Source organism: Acinetobacter sp. ANC 4204 (genome assembly GCF_002135205.1).
In the GTDB taxonomy this organism is placed as follows: domain Bacteria; phylum Pseudomonadota; class Gammaproteobacteria; order Pseudomonadales; family Moraxellaceae; genus Acinetobacter.
In genome coordinates this window covers 402,944-425,370 of the sequence record NZ_NEFZ01000001.1, presented here as the reverse complement: position 1 = coordinate 425,370, position 22,427 = coordinate 402,944, and the positions used below count along the sequence as shown (strand labels likewise).

Genomic DNA, 22,427 nt, shown 5'->3' with positions numbered 1-22,427 from the left:
CACAATGATGATGATTTTAGGGATGTTTGTATTTTCTATACCAACAGCTACATATCAAAGCTTACAACGTAGTACGGCATGGAATCATGCGAGTAACAACCGTGTAGGGAGCATGCCTGCGTATCAGTACGTCGGAAAGGGGGAAGATACCATTACGCTAGAGGGTTCCATTGTTCCTGAATATGGACTGCAGTTGTCAATTACCGCTTTACGAATGATGGGTGATACAGGCAAATCCTTCCCACTCATTGCAGGGAATGGAAAAATTTATGGAATGTGGAAATTAGACTCGGTTGACGAAACACAAACGTATTTCTACAAAGATGGCCTACCTAAAAAAGTTGAATTCTCATTAAAGCTCACCAAGACTAAATCTGCAGGGGCACTTATTTCTGGAGTACTGGGCGCAGCAGCGGGGATGTTGTTCAAATGAATATTGTGTCTACCATTACTGACAAATTGGATGATAGCTATCCTCAAGCTATTTTTAAGCTAAAAACTTCAGGACGAGATTTACGTCAAGAAGCTGTTGAACGCCTAAAGCGTTTGGTCATTATCGACAACCGTGGCATGGAATCAGATTCACTTGAACTAGAATTTTCAGATCATGACGGAATACTTAACATTCCATCAAAAGGGGTTGTCATTGAGGTATGGATCGGTTGGAGCAATACTGGCTTAGTCTATAAAGGTTTATACAAAGTCACAGAGGTCGAACATTCAGGGGCTCCCGATGTTTTGACCATCCGTGCCACTAGCGCAGATCTAAAAGCAGGTCTAAAACAAAAAAAAGAACGTAGCTTCAGTAATGTCACGTTGGAAGCAGTATTACAGGCAATCGCATTCCAACATGAACTCGATTTATTGGTGCACCAAACACTGGCCAAACATCAAATTATCAATTTGATACAAAATGAATCCGATGCAAATTTACTGACACGACTGGCAGATGAGCATGATGCAATGGCATCTATTAAAAATGGAAAATTACTGTTCATGCCTAGAGGTGCTTCACAAACCGTTTCTGGCCAGGAACTTCCAACCTATTTAATTACCCGCGATAAAGGGGATAGCCACCGCTACAGCAATACTGATGGCGGAGATGAAATTACTGCAGTACGTACGTTTTACTATGATTCAGCTCAGGGTAAAAAGCTCGAAGTCGTTTATGGTGATGCCAGTAACCAAAACATCAAAGAACTTCGCCATATCCATCAAGACAAACAATCTGCAACTTTGACAGCGAAAGCAAAACTGGCCGACCTGAAACGTACATCATTAACCTTTAGTTATAATTTAGCCTATGGCAATCCAGACCTTATTCCTGAAATGACTTTTCTATTTGACGGGCTAAAGGAACAAATTGATGAGATCTATTGGCTCGGTACGCGCATTACTCACAGCTTAGACGATAGCAATGGCTTTACCACTGCATTAGAGCTTGAAGTATTTTGTCCAGATTTAGACGATGTTTCAGAGTTGTTTGAAGATCAGTTTGAATTGGAAAAAGATAAAAAATGGACAGGTGTTGTTGTTTATTACCAATCAGGTAACAAAGCCATTGCACTGACAAAGGGAGATCAATTTAATCCGAAACATTTCACCTATTTGTATGTGAATAGGGAAGCTGCTCAAGCACGTCTAGACCGCGAATATGCATTACTCGATCTAGAAACGGGTAAATTCTCAGCGCATAACGAATTAGAGATCAAACCTTACACAGGGCTTAAAGTCCAATATACGCTTGGGAAAAAAATTGCACCGCGCTACTGGGTCACATTAGGAGATCAATCCAACCCTAAAGTGATAAACAAAGTGTATCAAAGTAAAAAAGCCGCAGAACAACGTTTAAAAAACGAAATGCCACGGCTCAATGCTAAAAAAGATATGTTGCAACAAGTTCAAGAGACTGATTAAAAATTAGTAATAATTAATTCGTTACCATTATGCTCTTCATGCGCTGCTTTGTTATTCACAGACCAACGAATCTTTTTATGCTGGATTTTATAGTCTTTGAATAACTCTCTGACCTCAGGTGTATCGTTCAAACTGAGAATAAATTTGCCCTGAATTTTATCCAGGTAATCTTTCAGATCGTAAAAGTCCTGTTTAGACCAAATGCCTTTGCCATAAACGTTTTCACAGTCCCAATAGGGAGGGTCTAAATAGAATAGTGTTTCCGGCCCATCCATACGTTTGAGAACGTAATCATAAGTCGCATTCTCAATAATGACATTTTGCAACCGGGTGTGAATTGAAACTAAATGTTCGCGTAACTCGTCCCCCAGTTTTAAACGGCTTTTACGGTCACGGCTATACGAAAATGAACCATCCAACTGGCAACCAAATGCAGAACGAAGTAAATAATAAAATTTGGCTGCTCGTTGGATATCGGTCAGTCCACGATCGTTCTTTTTCATTTCATTGAACAACGTGCGCGAGAAGAGGGTATTTTCAAATTCGTCTAAGAACGCTTCAAAGTGAAATTTCAGTACTCGGTATAAATTAATTAAATCGTCATTAATGTCATTGATCACTTCGACTGGAGATGCCGTTTTTTTAAATAAAACCCATCCAGCACCACCAAACACTTCAACATAAGCTTTATGTGCGGGCATTAAGTCAACAATGGTACGTGCAAGTTGAGATTTACCACCAAGCCAGCCAGAAAAGCTGTGACCTTTAGGATTGTATTGCGGAATTACAGAAGTGTTTGTCATCGATCTTACCTGTCTCGATTAGACGCTCTTGGCGTTCAGGTAAGGCACTCGGGGTGCTCTGAAAAGTATTGAGGGTTTTACAACGTGGGCATTTAATTTCTAAAACATCAAATGTACCGACTTTTGCCAGTAGCTTAAAACAACATTGGCATTTTAAATTCTGCATAAGTTTTTCTACATGAGCAAAACAGGCGAAATCTTATTAAAATTCAACAAAAAGAACAAATATTTATTCTTTTATTTTAGAATGGTGAAAAATATATTCTTAATAGGGGCGGTTATGACGGCAGTATGTTTCAATAAAATCAACAAGAATAATTCAAGACCTAAATTGGTGTGTCCACATTGTAAAACGACTGTCTTAAAAATAAGAACCAGTGAACAAAAGCATCCGCTACTTAAAGAAATCCGACTTCAATGTCCGAACCTCTCATGCAGTTTTTCTTGTGTTGGCCATATTGAATTGATTTACACACTTTCACCTAGCGCAACGCCCGATCCATCTGTTCAGTTACCAACCATTCAAGAGTTAAAAGAACTTAAAGCTGCAAATGATGAATAGGGATTAATTAACTTGGTTTAGATTCTGAGTTTATTGGTTCAAATTCACAGCCGCAATGCATGCACTTTTTAGCGCCTTGAGGAACATCACCGTAGCAATCTGGGCACTTCTTTAATTGCTCGGATGCTGCAATCTTTCTATTATGGATATCTATCCAGTAAGAAATTCTAAAAATACCAAATACAGTTGCAAGCATTGTGAATACTGAATATATAAAAAGAAAAAAACCTATAGCATTCATAAGATTGCTAAAAAAATTTAATACTGCATAAGTAATGTCATATAAAACATAAAATTCTTCAATTTTTTTTATAAAAAAAGCAGCATCGTTATATTTTAAAAAATAAACAAATATAAGAGTAATAAGTTGGAAAATAACAAAATGAATAAATGATGCATTTATTTGCATAAATAATGAATAACTATTTTTCTTTTCTTTGTCGAATTTTGAGCTCAATAAAATCTTAAGTTTTTCATTTCCAACAGATAGCCACATGGCATAACCGGCAAGAGTAAAACCTAATAATGATGGAAGGATAGCTAAAGGATCAGCCATCCAGAGTTTATTGTTCAACCAATGATTAGTACAAAAAAAGGTAATAATAAGTGGGATAAGAAAATAATAAGAAGCCCAAAATGCACGGAAGCCCCCATAGGCGCTCCAGTACATTTGAAAAATATTAATGGACTTTTTAGACATTTATTACATTCTACTTTTCAGTGTCTGAACAATTTCAGCAGCCTTTATTTTGATGAAATCTAAAGGTGTTGTCTTTGCAGGATCATATTTATCTCGTTCAATAAAGGGAGTCTCTGAAGTACTTTTATCTTTATTGAGCAGGCCAGTTTCTTGATCAACATCAGTATAGATAATTTTACCATTATCAGCAGCGACTTGAATTTGTTTTTTTGTGATTTCATTAGGTTTAAGATACTGTTTATCTTGAGCTATCAGTTTCTTTTCAAAAACTTTAGCATTTTGATTTTCCATTTCTTCAAGGATATCTTCTTCGAAAATTTCGAAATCATTCGGATTTGGGCGCAGAATTATAAGTTCGAGTTTTTTTAGAGTTTTCGATTCCAATATATGTTTAACAGCAGATGTATCTGGAAAAACTGTTATATCTATGGCATTAAACTTTTCTAAAAGACTGGTAGAAGTAAATAATAACTTGAAAAATTTTTCTTGCATTTTAGGACTGAAATTACCATCTTTATCACGGATTTCTGTAACTAAAATATGTGTTTTCGGAAAAAATACAAAATAAAAATTCTTTCCATTTGGTTTTAAATCATCTGGAATTTTGATAGCGTCAAGCTCATCTTGCTCTGCATATTTTCCTGTTTCGATATTGACCCAACCATCTTCCGCAATATCGTTATACTTAATAATTTCACCAATTAAGCCTTCAAGTGGTTTCCCTTCTTGAATAGCCCATAAGCGATTTATTTTTGCAGAGGAATTATTTCCAATACTAATTTTTTTATTTTGATTGAATAATGTTTCAAAAAGATCTACATAGACGGTTTTATCTGGGTGTGGATGTACTCGAATATTGAATGCACTGTAGTCAACACTTAATTTACGCCCCACTTTTAACCCCTTGTAATTTATAATTTATAAAAAAATAGTACCTCACTATATTGACATAACACCTCACTATCGGCAACATGTAAAGGCACCGCAAAATCGGTGCACAGGCGTGAGAACCTGTTTTATTTCAAAAGAGAGCAAATTAACACCGCTCATAGCGGCTTTTTTTTGCCTAAAATGTCTGATCAGCTATACTCGTTATGGTAGATCGGGCAGGGCAGTCTTTGACTGGCCGTTAACTCTTTTGGACGGTATTCTCACCCCTGTTCGGTCTGCCACCATTCCGTGAGAAGAATGGCGGCAGGTTTAAAGCCTTCAAAAGAGAGTTTCCGTCATGAACAGACAGATTCAAGCCCGTGCGTCTGCACATTCAAAAAATGCTCACATCATCGAGCACACGCCAATTACAGACTTAGTAGCTTTCGAGCAACGCTTAAAGAAACGTAAAACTCAAAAACTTCTCAAAAATACATTCGCAGGACTAGTCCAAATTTGTATCGTGGTACTAACGTTCTCCATTCTTTTTTTAGGGGAATAAGCGCATGACTTTAAATGACAACATTATCCCGTATGTGCCCATTGCCCCGCGTGTTCAGGCATCCAACCCAAAGAGCCAGCTCCTTTTTGAGAAACTTTTCGAGCTCATCGACCGCTGTGTTCAAGCCCAGTTTTCGTTTAATCACGATACCGAAAAAGGTCATTTATCTATTAGCCCAGACCAAATAAATGACCTGCTTGATCAGCTCTCAAAAAATGATCAATCTGATAAAGCATTAGACATTAAAATATTAAAAAATTCGTTAAATGATCTTATTTATCCTAAGTTTAATGGAGAACATACCATTTCCAGCCCCATCTGGAACAATGCGGAAATCCGTGTTTGGCAATTTAAATTAAATCAAATTGCCCAAGGGGGATATATGGAAAATTCACATAATGACGCGGAACTTAGTCTAGATATGGTTATGGGCACTATTCGTGTATGGCGTAATTCATTAGAAACTGGAAGTGATAATAGAGATGTCATTTACAAAAGAAATGACCTTATTTATAAACTCATGGATTTAGAAGATAAGTTGAAAATTGTCCAAGCTAAAATAGAGGAATAGTAAAAAAAATATGCTACTTTCATTGTTGAAGGTAGCATTTTCACTGAGCATAAAGTATGTCACATCGTTATATTCGGACAGAGTGGAAAGACTTCCCCAAAGTTCAAGTTTTGTATCCTTTAAATACCTTAAAAAATGCCTCAGAAGAATTATATTTTGAGGCAAAATCAGGCAATGTATTCTCAGCGTTTAATCTACTCGCTATCCAGTTGGACACCTACGACAGAATCATTCACTTAAAACACATTTTCACCGAAGGCAATCCCATCATTGTTCCAGTTCTTGCAATAGAAGCACTCGGTAACAATCGTATCCCTGCCGTGTTCGCAGAAATGATAGCTGAAATACTAAACCTAGAAGTAAACAATGACATCGTACAAACTGTCAAAGCCAATCATACCGATGCAGGAGCTTATGAACGAATTGTGCGACAACCACGGTTTGATGGTAAAGTAGAAAAAGGGCGCAACTATATTATAGTTGATGACACTGTTGCTATGGGTGGAACTCTAGCTGCTTTAAAAGGCTATATAGAATCTCAAGGAGGCTACGTACAAAGAGCTGTTACGCTTACAGGGCTGACAACAGAATTTGATATAGTTCCTCTAGAAAAAATGTTAAAATCAGTATTAGGCAAACATCCAAACCTTTCAGAATGGTGGCAATATGAATTCGGTTTCCCAATTGAATACCTCACGCAAGGCGAACTCGGACACTTACGGACGCCAAGCTCACTTGACGAGATCCGAAATCGTCTCATTACGGCAGGATTTCAAAGTAGCCATGAAGCAGGCGCGGACTTATATACAGAACAACAATAAATCCAAAGCCTAAGCACAATAATCTTAGTGTTAAAAAAGCCCATCAATTTTGATGGGCTTTTTAGTGCAAAAATTAATCCTTTTCTGTTTCTTTGGCATATACAGTGCTTAAATCGAGCAATGCACTTTGGGCTTCAGGACTAAGCTGTCTATAAGCCTTCAATAGCAAACTTTCCTCACTGGTCAAGCCAGCATAATCGGGATCTATGCCAAGCAGCACATAACGAATATCTACACCCTGATGGTGTAGGTTGTGCAGGTAAGCCCATTGATCAGGAACATTTCCACGTACATAGACCCCGAGTGTATTGTCACTGGCACCAATTTCTCTAGATAGCGTCTTAGCTTTCAGATTTTTGTTTTCTAACTCTTCCTTAAATCGTTTTCCAATTTCAATCCCAATATTAGGGTCGAGGTTAGGCATAAATATATTCCCGATGAACATTGAAAGAAATAAAATATGTGCTATAGTGGGTCATAGCACATCACTATAACCGTAGAATACTGTATGAACACATCAAATTCACCCACAAAGTTGCGAGCGAAAAAAGTACCTGGTGGCCGTGTACGCTGCACTATCTATTTGCCCAAAGCAGAAGTCGACTCACTTGACCAACAAGCAGAGAAAACCGATATGAGCCGTTCAAACTTGATCGTGCAAACATATTTTCAAGGAAAAACAAGTAACACTAAATAAAACAGGAGCTGACAATGTCTTTGATCAATCCAAAACGTACCAATCGTAAAAACGTCAATCTCACCAATGATGAATTGGATCTATTCACCATTCTGTCAAAAATGACTGGTATTCCAGTTGGCATACTTCTTCGTCAAATGGCAATGAAGCAGGCTTTTGAACTAGTCAACGAAGAACCTGTTGAACAATATCAAAATGAAGGCTTTCAGAAAGGCGTTTTAGACCACCTTTGAAGGAGCTGAACATGCCATCTCAACCCGTTTTCTTTAGTGATCAAGAACTTGAGGTCATTCAAGAAGTAAAGAATTTAATGGGTTTCGAAACTGATGAAGAAGCGATTCACTATCTGCTTAGTGCACGTCTTAAAGAGCGACTATTAAAGCTCGTCGGCCAAGAACTTAAATCAAAGTCCAAGAAACAGTATTTTTAAGGCAATTGAATCAAATGATGTTCCCAGAAACACAAAGACAAGTTGAACAGAAACTTGAGCAAGTTTATGGCTTTAAACGTAAACCGTCTAAAAATGGGGACAAGCTTCGCGGCAGATGTCCTGACTGTAACCACAAAGAATCATCAGCTTGGGCATTTGCCGAAGAACCTTGGATAGTTTTCTGTCCACGTAAAAATGAATGTGGACATGAAAATCATGTTCGAGATCTTTTCCCAGAATTGTTTGAAAAGTGGGAAAAACGATTTGAACCGACACCTGAAGATCCCTTACGTACTGTAAATGCATATCTAATTGAGGAACGAGGGTTTCCATTAGATCAATTAAAAGGCTTATATGCACAAGAATCCATTACCCGCTATAAACCTAAAAAAACCACATCAATAACCTTACGTTTTCCCATTACGGATGAACAAGGCAACGAGGGATGGTGGCAACGTGTATTGGATCAACAGGAAGTCTTGCCTAAAACGACTTTTAAAGAAGATTGGTCATCAATGGGGCATGCTTGGCTCACACCAAATACCAATTATTTAGAATCGAAAGAAATTTACATCACTGAAGGTATTTTCGACACCATCGCCTTATGGCTTTCAGGTATTACCAGTTTTTCAGCTTTAAGTAGTGGTAATTATCCTTCCATTTTTTTAAATGAAATTGCACAAAAATGTACTGAAGCAGGGATATCGTTTCCTAAACTCGTATGGGCTTTTGACAACGACGAAGCAGGTCATAAAGGTATTTTTAAAAATATTGAACTTGCACAAGCAGATGGGTTCGAGTGTGAAGTTGCTTTGCCACCGGGTGGACGAAAAAAGCAGGACTGGAATGATCTTTACAAACAAGACCGCTTAAAATTTAGCGACTTAGAAACCTATAAATATTACGGTGCATTACTTGTAGCAGAGAAAGCCGTAGATAAAGGCATACTTATTTACAAGTACAAAGGCATGAAATCTTTTCCCTTTGACTTTAAAAATCAAGTGTATTGGTTCAAGTTGGACATGGACAAATATGACGATTACATGAAAGGTCTACATGCTACAGATGACAATGCAGACTGGGCACAAGAAGAAAAAGATCTACTCATTGCCGAGCGCAGAGATTCAGCATTAGAACATGCTTCAACAGTAGAAATTATGATGGAATGCCGTCCCTATGGCCTGTATTACCAGTATCAAAAGGAAATTGATGAAGCTTCATATTTTTTCAAAGTGGATTTTCCACGCGGTGGCCAAACGATAAAAAATACTTTTACGTCATCACAAATCACATCCGCAGGTGCATTCGGTGAACGACTAACGCACATTGCACCGGGTGTATTTTATGAGGGTAATAGTAAGCAGTTGCTCGCATTTCTTAAGCGAGAACTTCGAGACATTAAACGTGTCGAATTAATCAATTACGTGGGGTACCACAAAGAACATCAAACCTATGTTTTGTGTGACATTGCGGTTCAAAACGGTCGACGTTTTAAAATCAATAAAGAGGAATATTTTGAACTTCCACGTAAAACGAACCTTAAAGCACGTGCACCGTTTCAATTAGAAATCAACAACAATGCCAGTGACTACACCGATGCTTGGGTCAAGGATCTGCTCGATGCATACGATGTTCGTGGCATGGTGGCATTAACGGCATTTTTTGGAAGTCTTTTTGCACAGCAAATCCGAGGCATGCATAAATCATTTCCATTTATAGAATTGGTGGGTGAACCAGGAACTGGTAAATCGACTTTGCTTTCATTTTTATGGAAGTTATTCGGTCGCTCAAATTATGAAGGTATCGATCCAAGTAAATCATCCATATCAGGCTTACTACGAACCTTCAGACAGGTTTCTAACTTACCTGTAGTTTTACTCGAGTCAGATCGTGAAGGGGATAAAGGTACAGTAAAACAATTCGATTGGAATGCACTAAAAACCTTATATGACAACGGTTCACTGGGTGCGAAAGGGGTTAAAAATGGCGGGAATGAAACCTATGAACCCCCATTTATGGGCACTTTAGTGATCAGCCAAAATGCTGAAATTGTGTCTACAGAAGCAGTGATGGGACGTATTGTTCAGTACAAATTCACCAAAGAGCAAATGTCTAAAAAAGGCTTATACGCCTCTCGTAACCTTGAACGATACGAACAGGCTCAAATCAGCCAGTTCATTCTACTTTGTATCGAAAAGGAAAAAGCCATACTCGAATCCTACCGTTTGGGTATGGAGAAATACGACGAAATTCTACATCAAGAGAAATATAACGTTAAAAGTTCGCGTGTGATTCATAACCATGCACAAATGTTGTCGTTATTTGATGCTATGTGTACTCACGTTTTAAAAGACTTAATTCAAGACGATATGCAACACAAAGTGCGTGATGAATTGTTTGATATGACGCAGAACCGAGACAAGGTACTCAAGTCAGATCCAATCATTGTCCAAAACTTCTGGAACACCGTCGAAGAAATGGAAGATGCAATCAAGACCCCAACTCACCACGATACAGTACTGAATCACTCAGCCAGACCAGATTGGTTCGCAATTAATTTTGCGCATTTATACAAAGTTGCAGCGGATTACCGCTATCCACTGCCTGAAGTAAATGAACTTCAAAATGCGCTACGCCACAGTTTGCACTACCGCTTTGTTGAAGCAAATAAGGCCATACAAAGCAAAATTAGCAGTACCACCAAACGCTGTTGGATCTTTGAAAAACCAACATCACAACGGGACTAATCCCAACTTTAAAGGAAAATACTATGTATCAACTTAATATTTATACACCTGCATGCATTAAGGCAACGCTACCAGTTTCTTCAGATGTTGCTCATTACTTATCAAATCGTTTGGTTGACCAGGAGATTAAACGAGATGAACTAATGCACACAATTGGCTATCCAGCGGGCATCGGTGGGCAACAAGATTCATTTTTAAGTAGCGTTTATAACTTTGCCACTGCCATTTTAAAAGAGTCAAATTCAGAAACATTCCGTGTGCAAATAGAAGCAATTCCTGCTGAGCCAAAATTGAATCCTATTTTTCACGACATAAAAACGCTTCCTGAGCATGGCAAAGAAATCATAGTTGTATTTGATGATAAAGAAATTATGTCTGGTGTCGAATACTGTAAAAAACATAAGGAATTTCATTCAAAAAGAGGAAATCTTAAAGAGCAACGTATCCACCAATGGGCGTATGCGAATGAATTTTACGAGCAGCTAAAACTTCCGCAATTTCCAAAGCAAAAACAATTTAAACCTGAGATGCCTGAAATTTTGAAACTTATGATTTTAGCTGCGCTTATGTCGGATAAGACTGAATCAGAACAGTCAAAAAAAACTCAGCATCCAATTCATTAATTCAATTTAACAAGCACACATACAGAAGCGGCCACTCCTGTATGTGTCACATCAATCAGTTGGAGAACCAAAAAATGCAAAACGATTCTAGCGTAGAAAGCTCACAAGCGGAAATTCCAGTATATCTGCAGTGTGAACCCCGTACATATAAAGTGAAATTAAACCATTGGCATGAGGATACATGTGAACTGGAATTCACTGTAGTCATCAAATGTATTGACGAGGAATTACACGGACATAATAAGTTTTGGTCAGGACATCAATCTCGTCTTGAAGAAAACAACAGCGATATCGTCGCGGTAATCTTAAAAATGATTGGAACAAAAGTATTTTGGTGGTGCTGTCAAAATAACTCTAATTCCTTACATGAAAAATATGGCGTGAATTCTATTTTTCATGAAGAGGGTTGGCTATCAGACTGCTTCGAAATCACAAAGCTTTATTTTGAAAACTATGTACGAGATGAAGACTTTGAATTTGAACCAGTAAAAGCGGAGGATCAATCATGCTGAAGAAATCCTTCAAATCAAATGCAGTGCTTACACCCGAATTAATTCATCCTAATTTCTTCAAGATGAAAAAGACACATCCGCATACCAGTTTTAAACGTCAGGCGAACTTTAAAGATTCAGTGGCTTTAACTGCAAGTGACATTGAACACCGCAAGCGTTGGGCAATCCGTCAAGTTTCTATGATAGCTAATATTCCCAGCAACGCAGTTTTAGGAGCCTAATCATGAATAATCAAAAATTTCCACGTGAATTAGCAGAACAAATGTTTGATCAAAATGTAAGATTTGAAGCAATTTTGCATGTTCCTACATTATCAGTGAGCCATTCAGTACCAGAAAAATTTGAAGATTTTTTAAGTTCTATGGATTGTAATGCAGGTGATTTAATTGAAAAACACCCACAGTTAAAGAGCTTAATAGAAAGCATTTTGGAATATACAGACAGAGACTGGAATGAAGAACATGCACAGCAACTTGCATTCTATTGCGGGGATCTTGAGTTCTTAATCCTGGTCGAATCTTCAATTCCTAGGAATATTGAGTTTGATGAGAAAGGGGAATTTCGATCATGTTCAATTGGCGGTTGGTATCAACTAGACTGGATCTTCGCTACTGATATGAAGGGCGCAGCCGAACAGGCCATAAAAATTTCAGAAGAAATATATGAGCGTGAAGAACAAAAAGCCCGTAAAGAACAAGGCTTGGAGGGTTAAATGATGTCTAAATATCTTTGTAATTGTGGCGGTTTAATCCTACCGAATTTTGAAGCCTACCAAGTAGGTGATGAAGTTAACTTCATGATCCAAAAGCGTAAAAGTATAGGAAATGGCGCTATCGCTGTGAGTCAAAAAGCGCACAGCGGAAAAATCACCGAAATTACTGGTGATGATATTACGGTAAAAGCTCAAGTTCGTACTTACAAACTTTATCGTTTTGAAATTACTCCAAAGGATGCACCTGGTCCTATTGAATATTTCCGTATTGGCAGATGCCGTTGTGAGTTAGATCAAAAGGAGTTAACAGCGTGAATTTCAATTTCAAGAATGCCTTGTTCCTGAACCTGGTCTTTTCTTGCATGGTTTCTTCTGTAATTTTGATGCTTGGAGAGAAGCAATGAATCCAAAAAAATTAAATACACTTCGAGCGAAACACCAAGCTGAACTGAAACAGAAACAAGATGCAGCTGCTCAGGGCCCTTATGAATTTAGTATGGAATTCTGTGTCGATGAAGTAAATGAAACAGTTGAACAGCACCGCACTGAAACTGGATTAGAAGATGCTGAACAAACTCCAGAGCACGTAGCTTACTCAGTTTATAAAGGCGATTTAATCATTTGCCTGAAAAACATATTAATTCCACTAGAGCAAGAATGGCATTTAGGGGTGGATAGTCATTTTTACAATCCTGAAACGGAAGAAGTGATGTCAGTACCTGTGCAATTCCAAATGCCAAAAATGTCATTTAACGATTTCAAATTTGGTAGCACTTTAACAGTCGATCGTGGTCATGGTCTAAAAACTCGTTGGAAAGGAATTAATCAGGAACTTAACGATATTTTACTAGCTGATGTTCCACTAGGTTTTGAACGTGTACGTAGTAATGCAAAGCTCACCTGTAATACAGGCTTTACTAGTTACGAATGCTTAAAAGAGTTTAACTTTGTGAAAAAAATCATCCGTGAGCAGGGCTTAAACGGAATCCAAAAGTTGAATGAAGCCATGAAACAAAATCAAATTCAGCAGGTGGCATAATGGGTATTAAAAAATTAGTAACGATCACTGTAGAAGCAGAAATAGAAATTGAACTTGCGGATTGGGCAGCTAACCCAACCGCAGAGGATATTGAGAGTGTTAATTACTGTGGCTTCGATGTGAAGAATTCAGATGATATTTATGCCACAGCAGGACGTCTTATCTTGAATGGATATGCAAATTCTAATAACGATGTTTTTGGTGTTATTCATCATTCTTGGCAAAGAAACACTGTACCAAATGCGGAAAATGAATCCTTTCACAAAATTAACTATATCTTCATTGAGGATGTCGATATTCAAGAAATGGGGCAGGAGCAACCGAAATGAACTTTCAAGCGATCGCAATTGCCCGCCAAGCAATCACAGACAAACATGGTACCCAAAAACCACAACTAACTTTTTGTGGTGAAATGCCTTGCCCAATTTGTAGTGCAGGGAAATTGAGTTATCAAATTAGTGCAGTAAATGGGCATATCGCAGCTAAGTGCGAAACTGAAAACTGTGTGCAGTGGATGGAATAATCATGACGGCATTAATTTTTGACACTGAAACTCATAAACTACATGGCGATATTATTGAAGCTGCAGGTATAGCTCTTGAATTTGTTACACTTGAAATAGTGAAAAATTCCAGTGCTCTCGGTACATTTCCAGAGCTATTATTGAGTCCCTCCGAAAAATTCACAGAGCGCTACAAACCAAGTGAGCCGATTAGTATAGGAGCAATGGCAGTACACCATATTGTCGACGAAGATGTAGCGAAATGTGTACCTTATACAGAATTCAGTTTCCCTAGTCATTTTAATGTCCAATACCTTATTGGTCATAACATTGATTACGACATTGCTGCGATTAATCGTGCTGGCACTTCTACAAATGGTATTAAGGCAATCTGTACTTTAGCGATGGCTAGATATCTTTGGCCTAAGTTGGATGCTCACAATTTGTCAGCAGTCGCACTTTATGTGAGTTCTGACCGTGGGAAAACGGCTCATGATCTAAGATTTGCACACTCAGCATTAAGTGATTGCACGACTACCTTTTCTGTTTTAGGGGCCATTGTTCATGAAGCAGATATATCATCGTTTGAAGAGCTGTATGAATTCTCTGAAATGGCGAGGTACCCAACCCATATTTTTTATGGAAAGTTTAAGGGTACTTCAATTAAAGATTTAGAGGATAAAGACATACACTCCCTGCTTGGTAAAACAGATGATCCTTATCTAAAAATCTCTTTAGAAAATGAACTCATTGCTCGAAGCAGCATAGACGAACAAAACGAGCTACCTTTCAACTAAGTAAAGCACCTCTAAAGCACCTCCGATCGGAGGTGCACCTCTCTAAAATATCACTCATATTTGAAATACTTAAATGTAGGTTTTTCCATGTCTGCAGGATTAGAAATTCGTGGCAAAAGCATGCGAATTTGGATGAATACACATCCATCAGAGCCCATTATTAAAGAAACTTTAAACTGGCCATACACTCCAGAGAACGTTGAGAAAGCGAAAAAGTTAGCTGACTTAATTAAACTTGAGATTGAGCTAGACCAATTCAATTTAGCCAAGCATTTCCCCAACTCAAGACATTTGAAAAAGAATCAAATGTCTTACTACATTGCGCAGTATAAAGAAATGATCCGCTGGGAAGTTGCACCGAGTACCTTTGACGGCTATTACAGCCACATCAAGAAACACGTCACGCCACGTTGGGCTATGATTCATCCGAAAGACATCGACACGGCAGCCGTGAAAAAATGGATTAATGAATTAAAAGAAAAGCTTGCACCCAAAACCATTCGTGAAGTGATCACTCGACTGGCATCTATTCATGAATTATGGCGACAGGAGAATAAAATTCCTTATAACCCTTTTGAAAATATTGTTATTAAACAATTAGACAATCTTGAGCCTGATCCATTCTCTAAAACTGAAATTTCAATAATTTTGGGGACTGTGGCCAACAAAGACATACAAAATTTATTGCCATGTGTTTTTTGGACTGGTTTATCTATTTCAGAACAGATATCTATTGCATGGGAAGACATCAACCTCGAAAAGGGCACAATACAGATCAATCGTAACCATGTTAAAGGATTGTATAAGGTAACTAAGAACAGGCGTAGAAAGCGCGAAATAAAGCTATTACAGCCTGCAATACAGGCACTGCGTAGACAATTTGCTATTACAGGCAATCGCTATGGACAAAACGTAGATGTACTACAACGAGATAACAGAACATATAGGCAAGCGCGTCTACATTTTGTATGGATCAATCAAGAGTACGATCGACCTTTTAACTATTATGAATTGCGTTACATTTGGAGACGGCATTTAAAAAAGGCTAGTGTGCGCTATCGTGGAATTAACCAGGGGAGGCATACATTTGCAAGTCAATTACTATCTTCTGGGCAGGTACCACCCGAATGGATCGCAGATCAGCTTGGCCACAGTGATACATCCATGATTTATAAACACTATGGAAAGCTCATAGCTGAAGATATTCCCGACTACTTAACCAAGATCAATAATTACATTAGTCAGTGATTTAACTTACTAGGATCTTACTCCATATCTTACTTGGATGTTTTTACATAAGTGCCTAATTATCTAGGCACTTTTTATTGGCCATTACTTTATTACTCGATAAGCAGATAGGTAGCTTAATTAAAAGAATAACCAAGCTCGTGTCCTATTTTCTAAATACTGAAGCATGAAGTACCTGGTCGATGGGCATAATTCCCATATCAAGCCTACAAGTAATTATATATTTATATAAGTTATTGAATTATATTGATAAAATTTAGTTTTTGTCTTGGGTTCGAGTCCCGCTGGGCGCACCAATTTATTGTTACTTATCAATAGCTTGCATTTTTTCACGCGTGTATTTAAATGGGTTTTCGAGGGTAATCATTCCCTTAAAAATTAAAAACAGAATAAAAAATATACAAAAGTCTAAATTTGAAAATATCAGTGACTAACTTTTGCGCTTTCTAAAAGCATAAAACACATTTTTAATAGATTCTATCTTAGAGTCATGTTTTAAAGACAATAGTCTATTTTTAAAACCATTCTCAATATCTGGCTAACTCAGCTTAACGAATACTTTGATTTAACATCTCATTATATAAATGAACCCTTGATGCGACTAAAACTGGAACATGAATAGATATTTACCGTGCTCCTGAGCAGTTGGACATGGAATTTTCTTGCAAGCATCCATATACATCATAAAAATGATTTCAATACCTTCCAAGGTTTCAGTTAATGCTTTATCCAAAAAATACCTACGCTATTTAATTTTGCCAGATCACGAGCACTTGCAATAAATGCATTACTTTCTTGCATAATTTTCACTGCATATTTCATAGTTATATACTTGAGACTAATATGACGAGTTCAATAAGCTGCTAAAAAGGTTAGGGCTATAGCTTCAGATCCTTTTATCTGCAATTTTTTTGCTATTTCGTTTTTGGATAGTTTGGTAAAACAATTTTTTACTGATTAACTCAATAATCATGTATGAATCCTTTCCTTAAGCAACAGAACAACCCTTTATGCTAGACGTGTCATTTTATGTTGTTGTAATTGATAGCGGTTCTTTGTAAAACGATAACTGATAATAAGATATTTCTTCTTGGAGCTCGGCTCTCAAGTCTTCTAAAAGAGCTGCGAGAATGTTAGCTCTAAGTTTGTCTGTCTGTGTTAATCATTACTTAAGTTTGCTTGTATGCTAAACAATTTGTACTGTTGAGAGGATTGAGTACAGCTTCAAATGTCTAATCATGATATTCCATAGACGTAGAAGAATGTATTTATTTACTGGCGCTTTAAATAGAGGAGATACGAGTACAATTACGTCCATCATTTTTTGCTTCATATAGTTTTTGGTCTGCAAGCTTAATCACGTCATCGACACTTTCTGCATCTCGTGGCCAAGATGCAATGCCAATTGAAACGGTAATATGTCCCACTGGATCAAGATAGCTTTGTGCAACAGCTTCTCGAAGTCGTTCAGCTGCTGTATATGCAACTTTGGGATCTTCATGCACGACAAATACAGTAAACTCTTCTCCGCCAACACGACAGCAAATATCATGCTTACGGAAATTGTTCATCATGTGAGATGCTAGTTTCTTTAATACATGATCTCCTTGATCATGGCCATAGCTATCATTAATTGCTTTGAAGTGATCAATATCTATGTTGAGTACTGAAAAAGGAGTGTTTGTTGCTTTTAATTCATTTAAAAATAATTTCATGCCTCGGCGGTTATATAGTTCTGTAAGCGGGTCTGTATTTACGTGCTGTTTAAGTTCTGCAATTTCATCTTTAAAGTGTTTAGAGCTCAAAAGCAATGAAGTGCGAAAACGCAATGCTTCAAAATACCAAGGATCTATTTTCTTGATATCTTGATCAATATTGGGGCGTGTGAGCATGCTTGCCATTTGAGCAAGTTTATTGAGCGGAGAAGAGATTAAGTAGGATAGTTTCCAAACAAAAATAAAGAGTACAAGATAAAAAATCAGCATACCCAAGGTCACTTTTACAATAATAGCGTTCGCTTGGCTGAGCAATTCTAATGTGGGCTGCTGCGACACAATAATCCAATTCACGCTTGGTATCGCTGCAAAACCAGCTAAGTTCTCGATTCCTTTACTATTGACTAAAGCAATGTTGCCTGAGGAGCGAGAAGTAATATATTTCAACCCCGTATTATTTTTTAATGAATCTCCAATCCGGCTTTGATCAGGGTGGAAAATAATCTTATTTTTATTATCAATAACATAGGTGTAGCTTTTCTTGTGAGAATACGATGTGGCAAGGAGTTCACTCACCAAGTTCTCTTGATTTAAATAAATTGAACCCGTCACAATACCTAAAAATTCATTTTTATGATTAAAAATAGGTTGAGCAATGAGAACAATAAGGTTATTAGAAAGTCCTTTGTAGGGAGAAGATATATAAGTTTGTTTTAGTTTTAAGGCTTCAATGATTCCAGCAGTTTTATATTGTTTTTTGTGGTCTATACGAAAGTTATGTGGTGCATATTCCCGAATGTATGCATTTTTATCGACAATGGTGATCGAGTTAAATTTGTGGGATTGATTCTTGAGCCTTGAAACTTCTGCTTTTAAAACATCTTGATTGGAAAAGTTTTGACCTAAGATGTGAGCGCTAAATTTGAGTTCACTTAACATGCTTTCAAAATATTTATCTGTGCTAAATGCAATTTTGGCAGCATAGCGTTGATTTGCAGCTAAAGAATTCTCTGTGAGTTGCTCTTTGATGACATAATTCAGCACAAAAATTGAAATTAAAAACAAGCTTGATACGCTGCTAATAATTAAGATCAAAATAAGTTTTTGTAAATCTAAACTATGAAAGACAGACTTTTTGATCACTCATTACCTCGAAATAAACAGCGATGTTGTACATTTGCTTGTAGCGCGTAGGCATCCAATTTTAAACAGATTTATGAGAAAAATCTTTAAAAAAAGTATTTGATTGTTTTGGTGTTCATTTTTGAGATATAGATCAATTTACTGATAATATATATGTAATAGTTCTAGTAAATTTACACAAATTACTATTATGATCATACTGATTGAACATAATGGAGCAAAACTAATCACAAATTATAATAAAATTTAATGTAAATAACATTAAATTGACATGCTGAAAACGTAATAATCGAAGTCCATAATATTTTACCTTTGGAGAACATATATGTATGTCATCGGGATCGCATTCATCATTTTACTGTTGCTGATAGGGATAGGTGCAGTGATTACAGGCTTTGCTATGGGGGAGATGTTTTTCATTGTAATCGGAATTTTGTTATTTATTATGGCATTTTTAATTTGGTTAAGTTTTAAAGATAAAGTTTCAAACCCTTTTAAAGATTGATAGTTATAAATTTAATAATATATTTTTTTGATTAATATTTGTCATTTTTCTTGATTGTTTTGTGATTGAATAATTATAAGATTGAAATATGAACTTATTTGTGTGCTAACTGATTTTTACGTCATAACTTTAGAACTTTTAATGTTTTTCATTTAGCTAAGTAGGCTTTTCATAATGATATCGCTCTTGTCCTGACTTTGAATAAGCTCAGTTTTATTGCACATGAAGTGTTTGAAATATGATTGATTGAGCAAGAATGCACTTAAAAATATGTTGAAGAATTAGTCGCTTTTATTGATTTTTGGCCAGCGTCTATTCACTGACTGGCCTGGATGGTTATAGTTTATTACTTTTGCATAATTCCCTACGGCTGTTGCATTTTCCGGGATATCTTTTGTGACTACGCTCCCCGCACCAATGGTTGCATTATGACCAATTTTAACTGCATCAATGATACAGACATTTGGACCAATATAAACATTGTCACCAATGATTGCTGCTTGGCGACCACCATTAGCACCAATTGTTGTAAATTGCGATAAGTTGACATTATTTCCAATCACTGTAGTTGGATTGACAACCAAAGGCCCACCATGCCCAATATATAAGCCATAACCAATTTGTGTAGTACAGTGAATGTCTATACCATATTTCTTTTTCTTATAATAAAACACAGGATAGGCCAGTTTAGCGACCCAAGATTTTGAGCTTGCAAGACGCAACCAAAAACTAAAGTTAAAGCCCCGATTGAACAAATAATTTTTAACAAATGAGCTCATTTTAGTATTGCCACAATAGCGATATAAGTCACTTAAAATTAATTGAACTAACATGGAGATACACTCTTCGGTCGAGTTCGGGAGTTTACTTTATTTGCGGATGAGTTGTTATCTCTATTTTGCCATGAACATGATCGCTCATTTTAATAAAATATCAATTGGATTTTATTTGTACAGTTGTTTAGAAATGTCATACGTACTTGTCGAAGTGCAGAATTACTTTTATATTGTACCTACAGTAGGTCGATAACTAAGACGCTACGATGTAGTTGGACGGATCAATGACAGCTCGTTGAGTTTGAAACGAAATGTTCAAACAATAAATCAGCACTAGCCTTCCAACATAGAAAAGCTCGCAGAAATGCGAGCTTTTTTTATGTGAGTAATTATGACGATGTATCTCGGATGTTACCTTGATTCAGTTTAAGTTTTTGATTTATGGTTATGATTTTTAAAATATTCATATAAATTAACATTGCGATAAATTCTAACATCTCCAAATCGGGACAATTAAAAATCTTATGTTATAAAAGTAAGCAGAGCAAAAAAGAAAAGGAAAGAAAAATGACTCAACTTGTAGATGTGAAGGTTAAGGATCAATACAGTCAAACCTATGAGGTAAAAGCACGACTTAGGCAAGCTCCTGAAGAATCTGAGGCTGCAAATTTAGATTTGTTTCAGCGTATTGAACATATTGTGGTTGAGGGTGAGGTGATTCTTCCGAGTATTGAACTGCTGTTCGAAAGTCAACAGACTGAGAATATATATCGTGTTATTGATTGATTTTATCTTAAACAAAGAGCTCATGTTTACATGGGCTTTTTTGCTTGATCACCAAGCTTAAATAAAAAACAACGCTTTGGTTCTATTGAATAATCAGATGCTTTTCTCGTTAGTTAGGTCAGCACATAATTGCACATCCACATCATACTTATTCAGTTCTTGGATCAAAGTATTCAGTATACATTGTGCTTCTGCGGTATGAGGTGCAAATGAAAGCGTACTTTGCTGCTGACTGTCATAGCATTCGACATAGTCAATTGCCCAAAGATGTGCATTTGCAGTGCGGTGTATAATAATGCGCTGTGGTTGTAGTCGTGGGCTGAGTTGGCGTGGAAGAATATAAGTCAAAGCCAAACAACTATTGTTTAGATCTTCTGGGGGAGATAAAAAAGTAATCAACCAATTTCCGACTTTACTGAATTGCATCGGGTTATCTACAGGATCAAACAGTAGATGATTTAACATTGCCATAGCATGGTTCCTATTTCATATTAGAATTTATGCCTTGAGCGCTTGACTGAGCCAATTGTGCCAAAGTTTAAAGAAATTCGGATGACCTCTAAATTTTAGTTTAGATTTTAAAATAAATTTATAAAAACAATAGCTTGATATTTTTTCTTAGAGCTTACTCCTTTTGAACCATACAAAAAAAGACTGAATATGCATGCCTCAAGCGGCTTGTAAACGTAAAAGTGAATGATTAATTTGCTGTAGATATTGGTTGAGCATAATGGGTTCTATTCGACTTTCTTGTAGGGCGGTAATCCATTGCATTTGGCAACGTTTCAAGCTTTGTAGGTCTGTTGCAGATTGAATTTGGAGAATGAGTTGTCTCGCCATTAATCCACAATAACGTTGTAATAAACTCATCATCAACTCACGAGTTTCTTCAAAACTGTACGCTTTGAGTGCTGGTGCTGGTGCTGGTGCTGGTGCTGGTGCTGGTGCTGGTGCTGGTGCTGGTGCTGGTGCTGGTGCTGGTGCTGGTGCTGGTGCTGGTGCTGGTGCAGTAATTTCAGTGTTTAAAACTAGAGCAGCGTTGCTGTCTTTCAACTCAGGCGTTACAACGGGGGAGGAACTTGGAGCTATGTTGGTTATATTTGTTTCAAATTCAACAGGAGTTGGTTTTGGAGTATGAGCTGCTTGGGTGGAATGAATCAGACCCAATTCGACGAGTTGTTCGAGTATTTCTGGTGTTGCAATACGTTGTTTAAATTGATCTGCCAGTCGGTCAAAATCTTCTGTGCCAATTAAAACCAATAATCGTCTCTGGCGTGCATTGAGTGGGATATGACGTTGTTGTAACGCATCGAGACCTAATGCTGTCTTTTGATAATGATTCATACCTTAATTTACTCCCCCGAAAAAATAAATTAAGGCTGAACATAC

General features: G+C 37.1%; 30 protein-coding genes. 21 read left to right on the top strand and 9 right to left on the bottom strand.

Annotation, left to right across the window (positions count from 1 at the left end):
* The first annotated feature begins 4 nt into the window (after window positions 1–4).
* Both B9T36_RS02170 and B9T36_RS02165 read left to right on the top strand, forming a co-directional pair.
* Window positions 5–433, top strand: coding sequence for a phage tail protein (locus tag B9T36_RS02170; protein WP_086207938.1), 429 nt, complete (start codon window positions 5–7; stop codon window positions 431–433).
* Window positions 430–1,917: a contractile injection system protein, VgrG/Pvc8 family gene (locus B9T36_RS02165; RefSeq protein WP_086207937.1), complete on the top strand. Its 1,488-nt coding sequence runs from the start codon at window positions 430–432 to the stop codon at window positions 1,915–1,917. Before B9T36_RS02170 ends, B9T36_RS02165 begins: the two co-directional genes overlap by 4 nt.
* Here B9T36_RS02165 and B9T36_RS02160 read toward each other — a convergent pair.
* Together B9T36_RS02160 and B9T36_RS02155 are read right to left on the bottom strand one after the other, a co-directional pair.
* Window positions 1,914–2,720: a DNA adenine methylase gene (locus B9T36_RS02160; RefSeq protein WP_086207936.1), complete on the bottom strand. Its 807-nt coding sequence runs from the start codon at window positions 2,718–2,720 to the stop codon at window positions 1,914–1,916. The genes B9T36_RS02165 and B9T36_RS02160 overlap by 4 nt on opposite strands.
* Window positions 2,683–2,886, bottom strand: coding sequence for a Com family DNA-binding transcriptional regulator (locus B9T36_RS02155; RefSeq protein ID WP_086207935.1), 204 nt, complete (start codon window positions 2,884–2,886; stop codon window positions 2,683–2,685). The genes B9T36_RS02160 and B9T36_RS02155 overlap by 38 nt, the downstream gene beginning before the upstream one ends.
* A 12-nt stretch (window positions 2,887–2,898) precedes the next feature.
* Here B9T36_RS02155 and B9T36_RS02150 point away from each other — a divergent pair, with 12 nt between their 5' ends.
* On the top strand, window positions 2,899–3,282 hold the full coding sequence (locus B9T36_RS02150; protein WP_228146954.1) for an ogr/Delta-like zinc finger family protein: 384 nt from the start codon (window positions 2,899–2,901) through the stop codon (window positions 3,280–3,282).
* 7 nt (window positions 3,283–3,289) lie between these two features.
* On the opposite strand, the gene B9T36_RS02145 is transcribed toward B9T36_RS02150, so the two are convergent.
* Both B9T36_RS02145 and B9T36_RS02140 read right to left on the bottom strand, forming a co-directional pair.
* Window positions 3,290–3,982 carry a hypothetical protein gene (locus tag B9T36_RS02145; protein WP_086207934.1) on the bottom strand — a complete coding sequence of 231 codons (693 nt, stop codon included), beginning with the start codon at window positions 3,980–3,982 and terminating at the stop codon, window positions 3,290–3,292.
* Between the two features lie 3 nt (window positions 3,983–3,985).
* Complete coding sequence (locus B9T36_RS02140; protein ID WP_171264390.1) at window positions 3,986–4,876, bottom strand: DUF4747 family protein; 891 nt, start codon at window positions 4,874–4,876, stop codon at window positions 3,986–3,988.
* Between the two features lie 334 nt (window positions 4,877–5,210).
* On the opposite strand from B9T36_RS02140, the gene B9T36_RS02135 reads away from it, so the two are divergent.
* From B9T36_RS02135 to B9T36_RS02125, 3 genes are read left to right on the top strand one after another with little or no spacing between them, the layout of a single operon-like run.
* Window positions 5,211–5,414, top strand: coding sequence for a hypothetical protein (locus B9T36_RS02135; RefSeq protein WP_086207932.1), 204 nt, complete (start codon window positions 5,211–5,213; stop codon window positions 5,412–5,414).
* A gap of 4 nt (window positions 5,415–5,418) precedes the next feature.
* Window positions 5,419–5,985 carry a hypothetical protein gene (locus tag B9T36_RS02130; RefSeq protein WP_086207931.1) on the top strand — a complete coding sequence of 189 codons (567 nt, stop codon included), beginning with the start codon at window positions 5,419–5,421 and terminating at the stop codon, window positions 5,983–5,985.
* Window positions 5,986–6,041: 56 nt separating this feature from the next.
* Window positions 6,042–6,806, top strand: a complete 765-nt coding sequence (locus B9T36_RS02125; RefSeq protein WP_086207930.1) for a phosphoribosyltransferase — start codon at window positions 6,042–6,044, stop codon at window positions 6,804–6,806.
* A 73-nt stretch (window positions 6,807–6,879) separates the two neighbouring features.
* Here B9T36_RS02125 and B9T36_RS02120 read toward each other — a convergent pair whose 3' ends face one another.
* A complete protein-coding gene (locus B9T36_RS02120; RefSeq protein ID WP_086208241.1) occupies window positions 6,880–7,230 on the bottom strand; it encodes a hypothetical protein in 351 nt (116 codons plus the stop codon).
* A gap of 84 nt (window positions 7,231–7,314) precedes the next feature.
* Here B9T36_RS02120 and B9T36_RS02115 point away from each other — a divergent pair, with 84 nt between their 5' ends.
* The 14 genes from B9T36_RS02115 (at window position 7,315) to B9T36_RS02050 (ending at window position 16,113) form a co-directional block, all read left to right on the top strand.
* Complete coding sequence (locus tag B9T36_RS02115) at window positions 7,315–7,503, top strand: CopG family transcriptional regulator (protein ID WP_086207929.1); 189 nt, start codon at window positions 7,315–7,317, stop codon at window positions 7,501–7,503.
* A 14-nt stretch (window positions 7,504–7,517) separates the two neighbouring features.
* Window positions 7,518–7,736, top strand: coding sequence for a hypothetical protein (locus tag B9T36_RS02110; RefSeq protein ID WP_086207928.1), 219 nt, complete (start codon window positions 7,518–7,520; stop codon window positions 7,734–7,736).
* An 11-nt stretch (window positions 7,737–7,747) separates the two neighbouring features.
* Entirely contained in the window at window positions 7,748–7,933 is a 186-nt protein-coding gene (locus tag B9T36_RS02105; RefSeq protein WP_086207927.1) for a hypothetical protein, read from the top strand.
* Window positions 7,934–7,947: 14 nt separating this feature from the next.
* Window positions 7,948–10,680 carry a toprim domain-containing protein gene (locus B9T36_RS02100; RefSeq protein WP_086207926.1) on the top strand — a complete coding sequence of 911 codons (2,733 nt, stop codon included), beginning with the start codon at window positions 7,948–7,950 and terminating at the stop codon, window positions 10,678–10,680.
* A 23-nt stretch (window positions 10,681–10,703) separates the two neighbouring features.
* Window positions 10,704–11,303, top strand: a complete 600-nt coding sequence (locus B9T36_RS02095) for a hypothetical protein (protein ID WP_086207925.1) — start codon at window positions 10,704–10,706, stop codon at window positions 11,301–11,303.
* Between the two features lie 74 nt (window positions 11,304–11,377).
* Complete coding sequence (locus B9T36_RS02090) at window positions 11,378–11,815, top strand: DUF2528 family protein (RefSeq protein WP_086207924.1); 438 nt, start codon at window positions 11,378–11,380, stop codon at window positions 11,813–11,815.
* Entirely contained in the window at window positions 11,809–12,036 is a 228-nt protein-coding gene (locus B9T36_RS02085) for a hypothetical protein (protein ID WP_086207923.1), read from the top strand. Before B9T36_RS02090 ends, B9T36_RS02085 begins: the two co-directional genes overlap by 7 nt.
* A gap of 2 nt (window positions 12,037–12,038) precedes the next feature.
* Window positions 12,039–12,527 (top strand): hypothetical protein, encoded by a 489-nt coding sequence (locus tag B9T36_RS02080; protein WP_086207922.1) that lies wholly within the window; start codon window positions 12,039–12,041, stop codon window positions 12,525–12,527.
* Between the two features lie 3 nt (window positions 12,528–12,530).
* Entirely contained in the window at window positions 12,531–12,842 is a 312-nt protein-coding gene (locus B9T36_RS02075; RefSeq protein ID WP_086208240.1) for a hypothetical protein, read from the top strand.
* Between the two features lie 85 nt (window positions 12,843–12,927).
* Window positions 12,928–13,566: a hypothetical protein gene (locus tag B9T36_RS02070; RefSeq protein ID WP_086207921.1), complete on the top strand. Its 639-nt coding sequence runs from the start codon at window positions 12,928–12,930 to the stop codon at window positions 13,564–13,566.
* The gene (locus B9T36_RS02065; RefSeq protein WP_086207920.1) at window positions 13,566–13,895 is read left to right on the top strand and encodes a hypothetical protein; all 330 of its coding nucleotides are present in this window, start codon (window positions 13,566–13,568) and stop codon (window positions 13,893–13,895) included. The genes B9T36_RS02070 and B9T36_RS02065 overlap by 1 nt, the downstream gene beginning before the upstream one ends.
* Window positions 13,892–14,089 (top strand): hypothetical protein, encoded by a 198-nt coding sequence (locus B9T36_RS02060; protein WP_086207919.1) that lies wholly within the window; start codon window positions 13,892–13,894, stop codon window positions 14,087–14,089. Before B9T36_RS02065 ends, B9T36_RS02060 begins: the two co-directional genes overlap by 4 nt.
* 2 nt (window positions 14,090–14,091) lie before the next feature.
* Window positions 14,092–14,865: a 3'-5' exonuclease gene (locus B9T36_RS02055; RefSeq protein ID WP_086207918.1), complete on the top strand. Its 774-nt coding sequence runs from the start codon at window positions 14,092–14,094 to the stop codon at window positions 14,863–14,865.
* 87 nt (window positions 14,866–14,952) lie between these two features.
* Entirely contained in the window at window positions 14,953–16,113 is a 1,161-nt protein-coding gene (locus tag B9T36_RS02050; RefSeq protein ID WP_086207917.1) for a tyrosine-type recombinase/integrase, read from the top strand.
* A gap of 1,283 nt (window positions 16,114–17,396) precedes the next feature.
* Here B9T36_RS02050 and B9T36_RS02040 read toward each other — a convergent pair.
* A complete protein-coding gene (locus tag B9T36_RS02040; protein ID WP_086207916.1) occupies window positions 17,397–18,971 on the bottom strand; it encodes a sensor domain-containing diguanylate cyclase in 1,575 nt (524 codons plus the stop codon).
* 786 nt (window positions 18,972–19,757) lie between these two features.
* Window positions 19,758–20,309: a serine O-acetyltransferase gene (locus B9T36_RS02030; protein WP_086207914.1), complete on the bottom strand. Its 552-nt coding sequence runs from the start codon at window positions 20,307–20,309 to the stop codon at window positions 19,758–19,760.
* Window positions 20,310–20,819: 510 nt separating this feature from the next.
* Between B9T36_RS02030 and B9T36_RS02025 the strand changes: the two genes are divergently transcribed.
* Window positions 20,820–21,038, top strand: coding sequence for a hypothetical protein (locus B9T36_RS02025; RefSeq protein WP_086207913.1), 219 nt, complete (start codon window positions 20,820–20,822; stop codon window positions 21,036–21,038).
* 93 nt (window positions 21,039–21,131) lie between these two features.
* Here B9T36_RS02025 and B9T36_RS02020 read toward each other — a convergent pair whose 3' ends face one another.
* Both B9T36_RS02020 and B9T36_RS18920 read right to left on the bottom strand, forming a co-directional pair.
* Entirely contained in the window at window positions 21,132–21,509 is a 378-nt protein-coding gene (locus B9T36_RS02020; protein ID WP_228146953.1) for a hypothetical protein, read from the bottom strand.
* 198 nt (window positions 21,510–21,707) lie between these two features.
* On the bottom strand, window positions 21,708–22,382 hold the full coding sequence (locus tag B9T36_RS18920; protein ID WP_139841335.1) for a hypothetical protein: 675 nt from the start codon (window positions 22,380–22,382) through the stop codon (window positions 21,708–21,710).
* Between the last annotated feature and the right edge of the window lie 45 nt (window positions 22,383–22,427).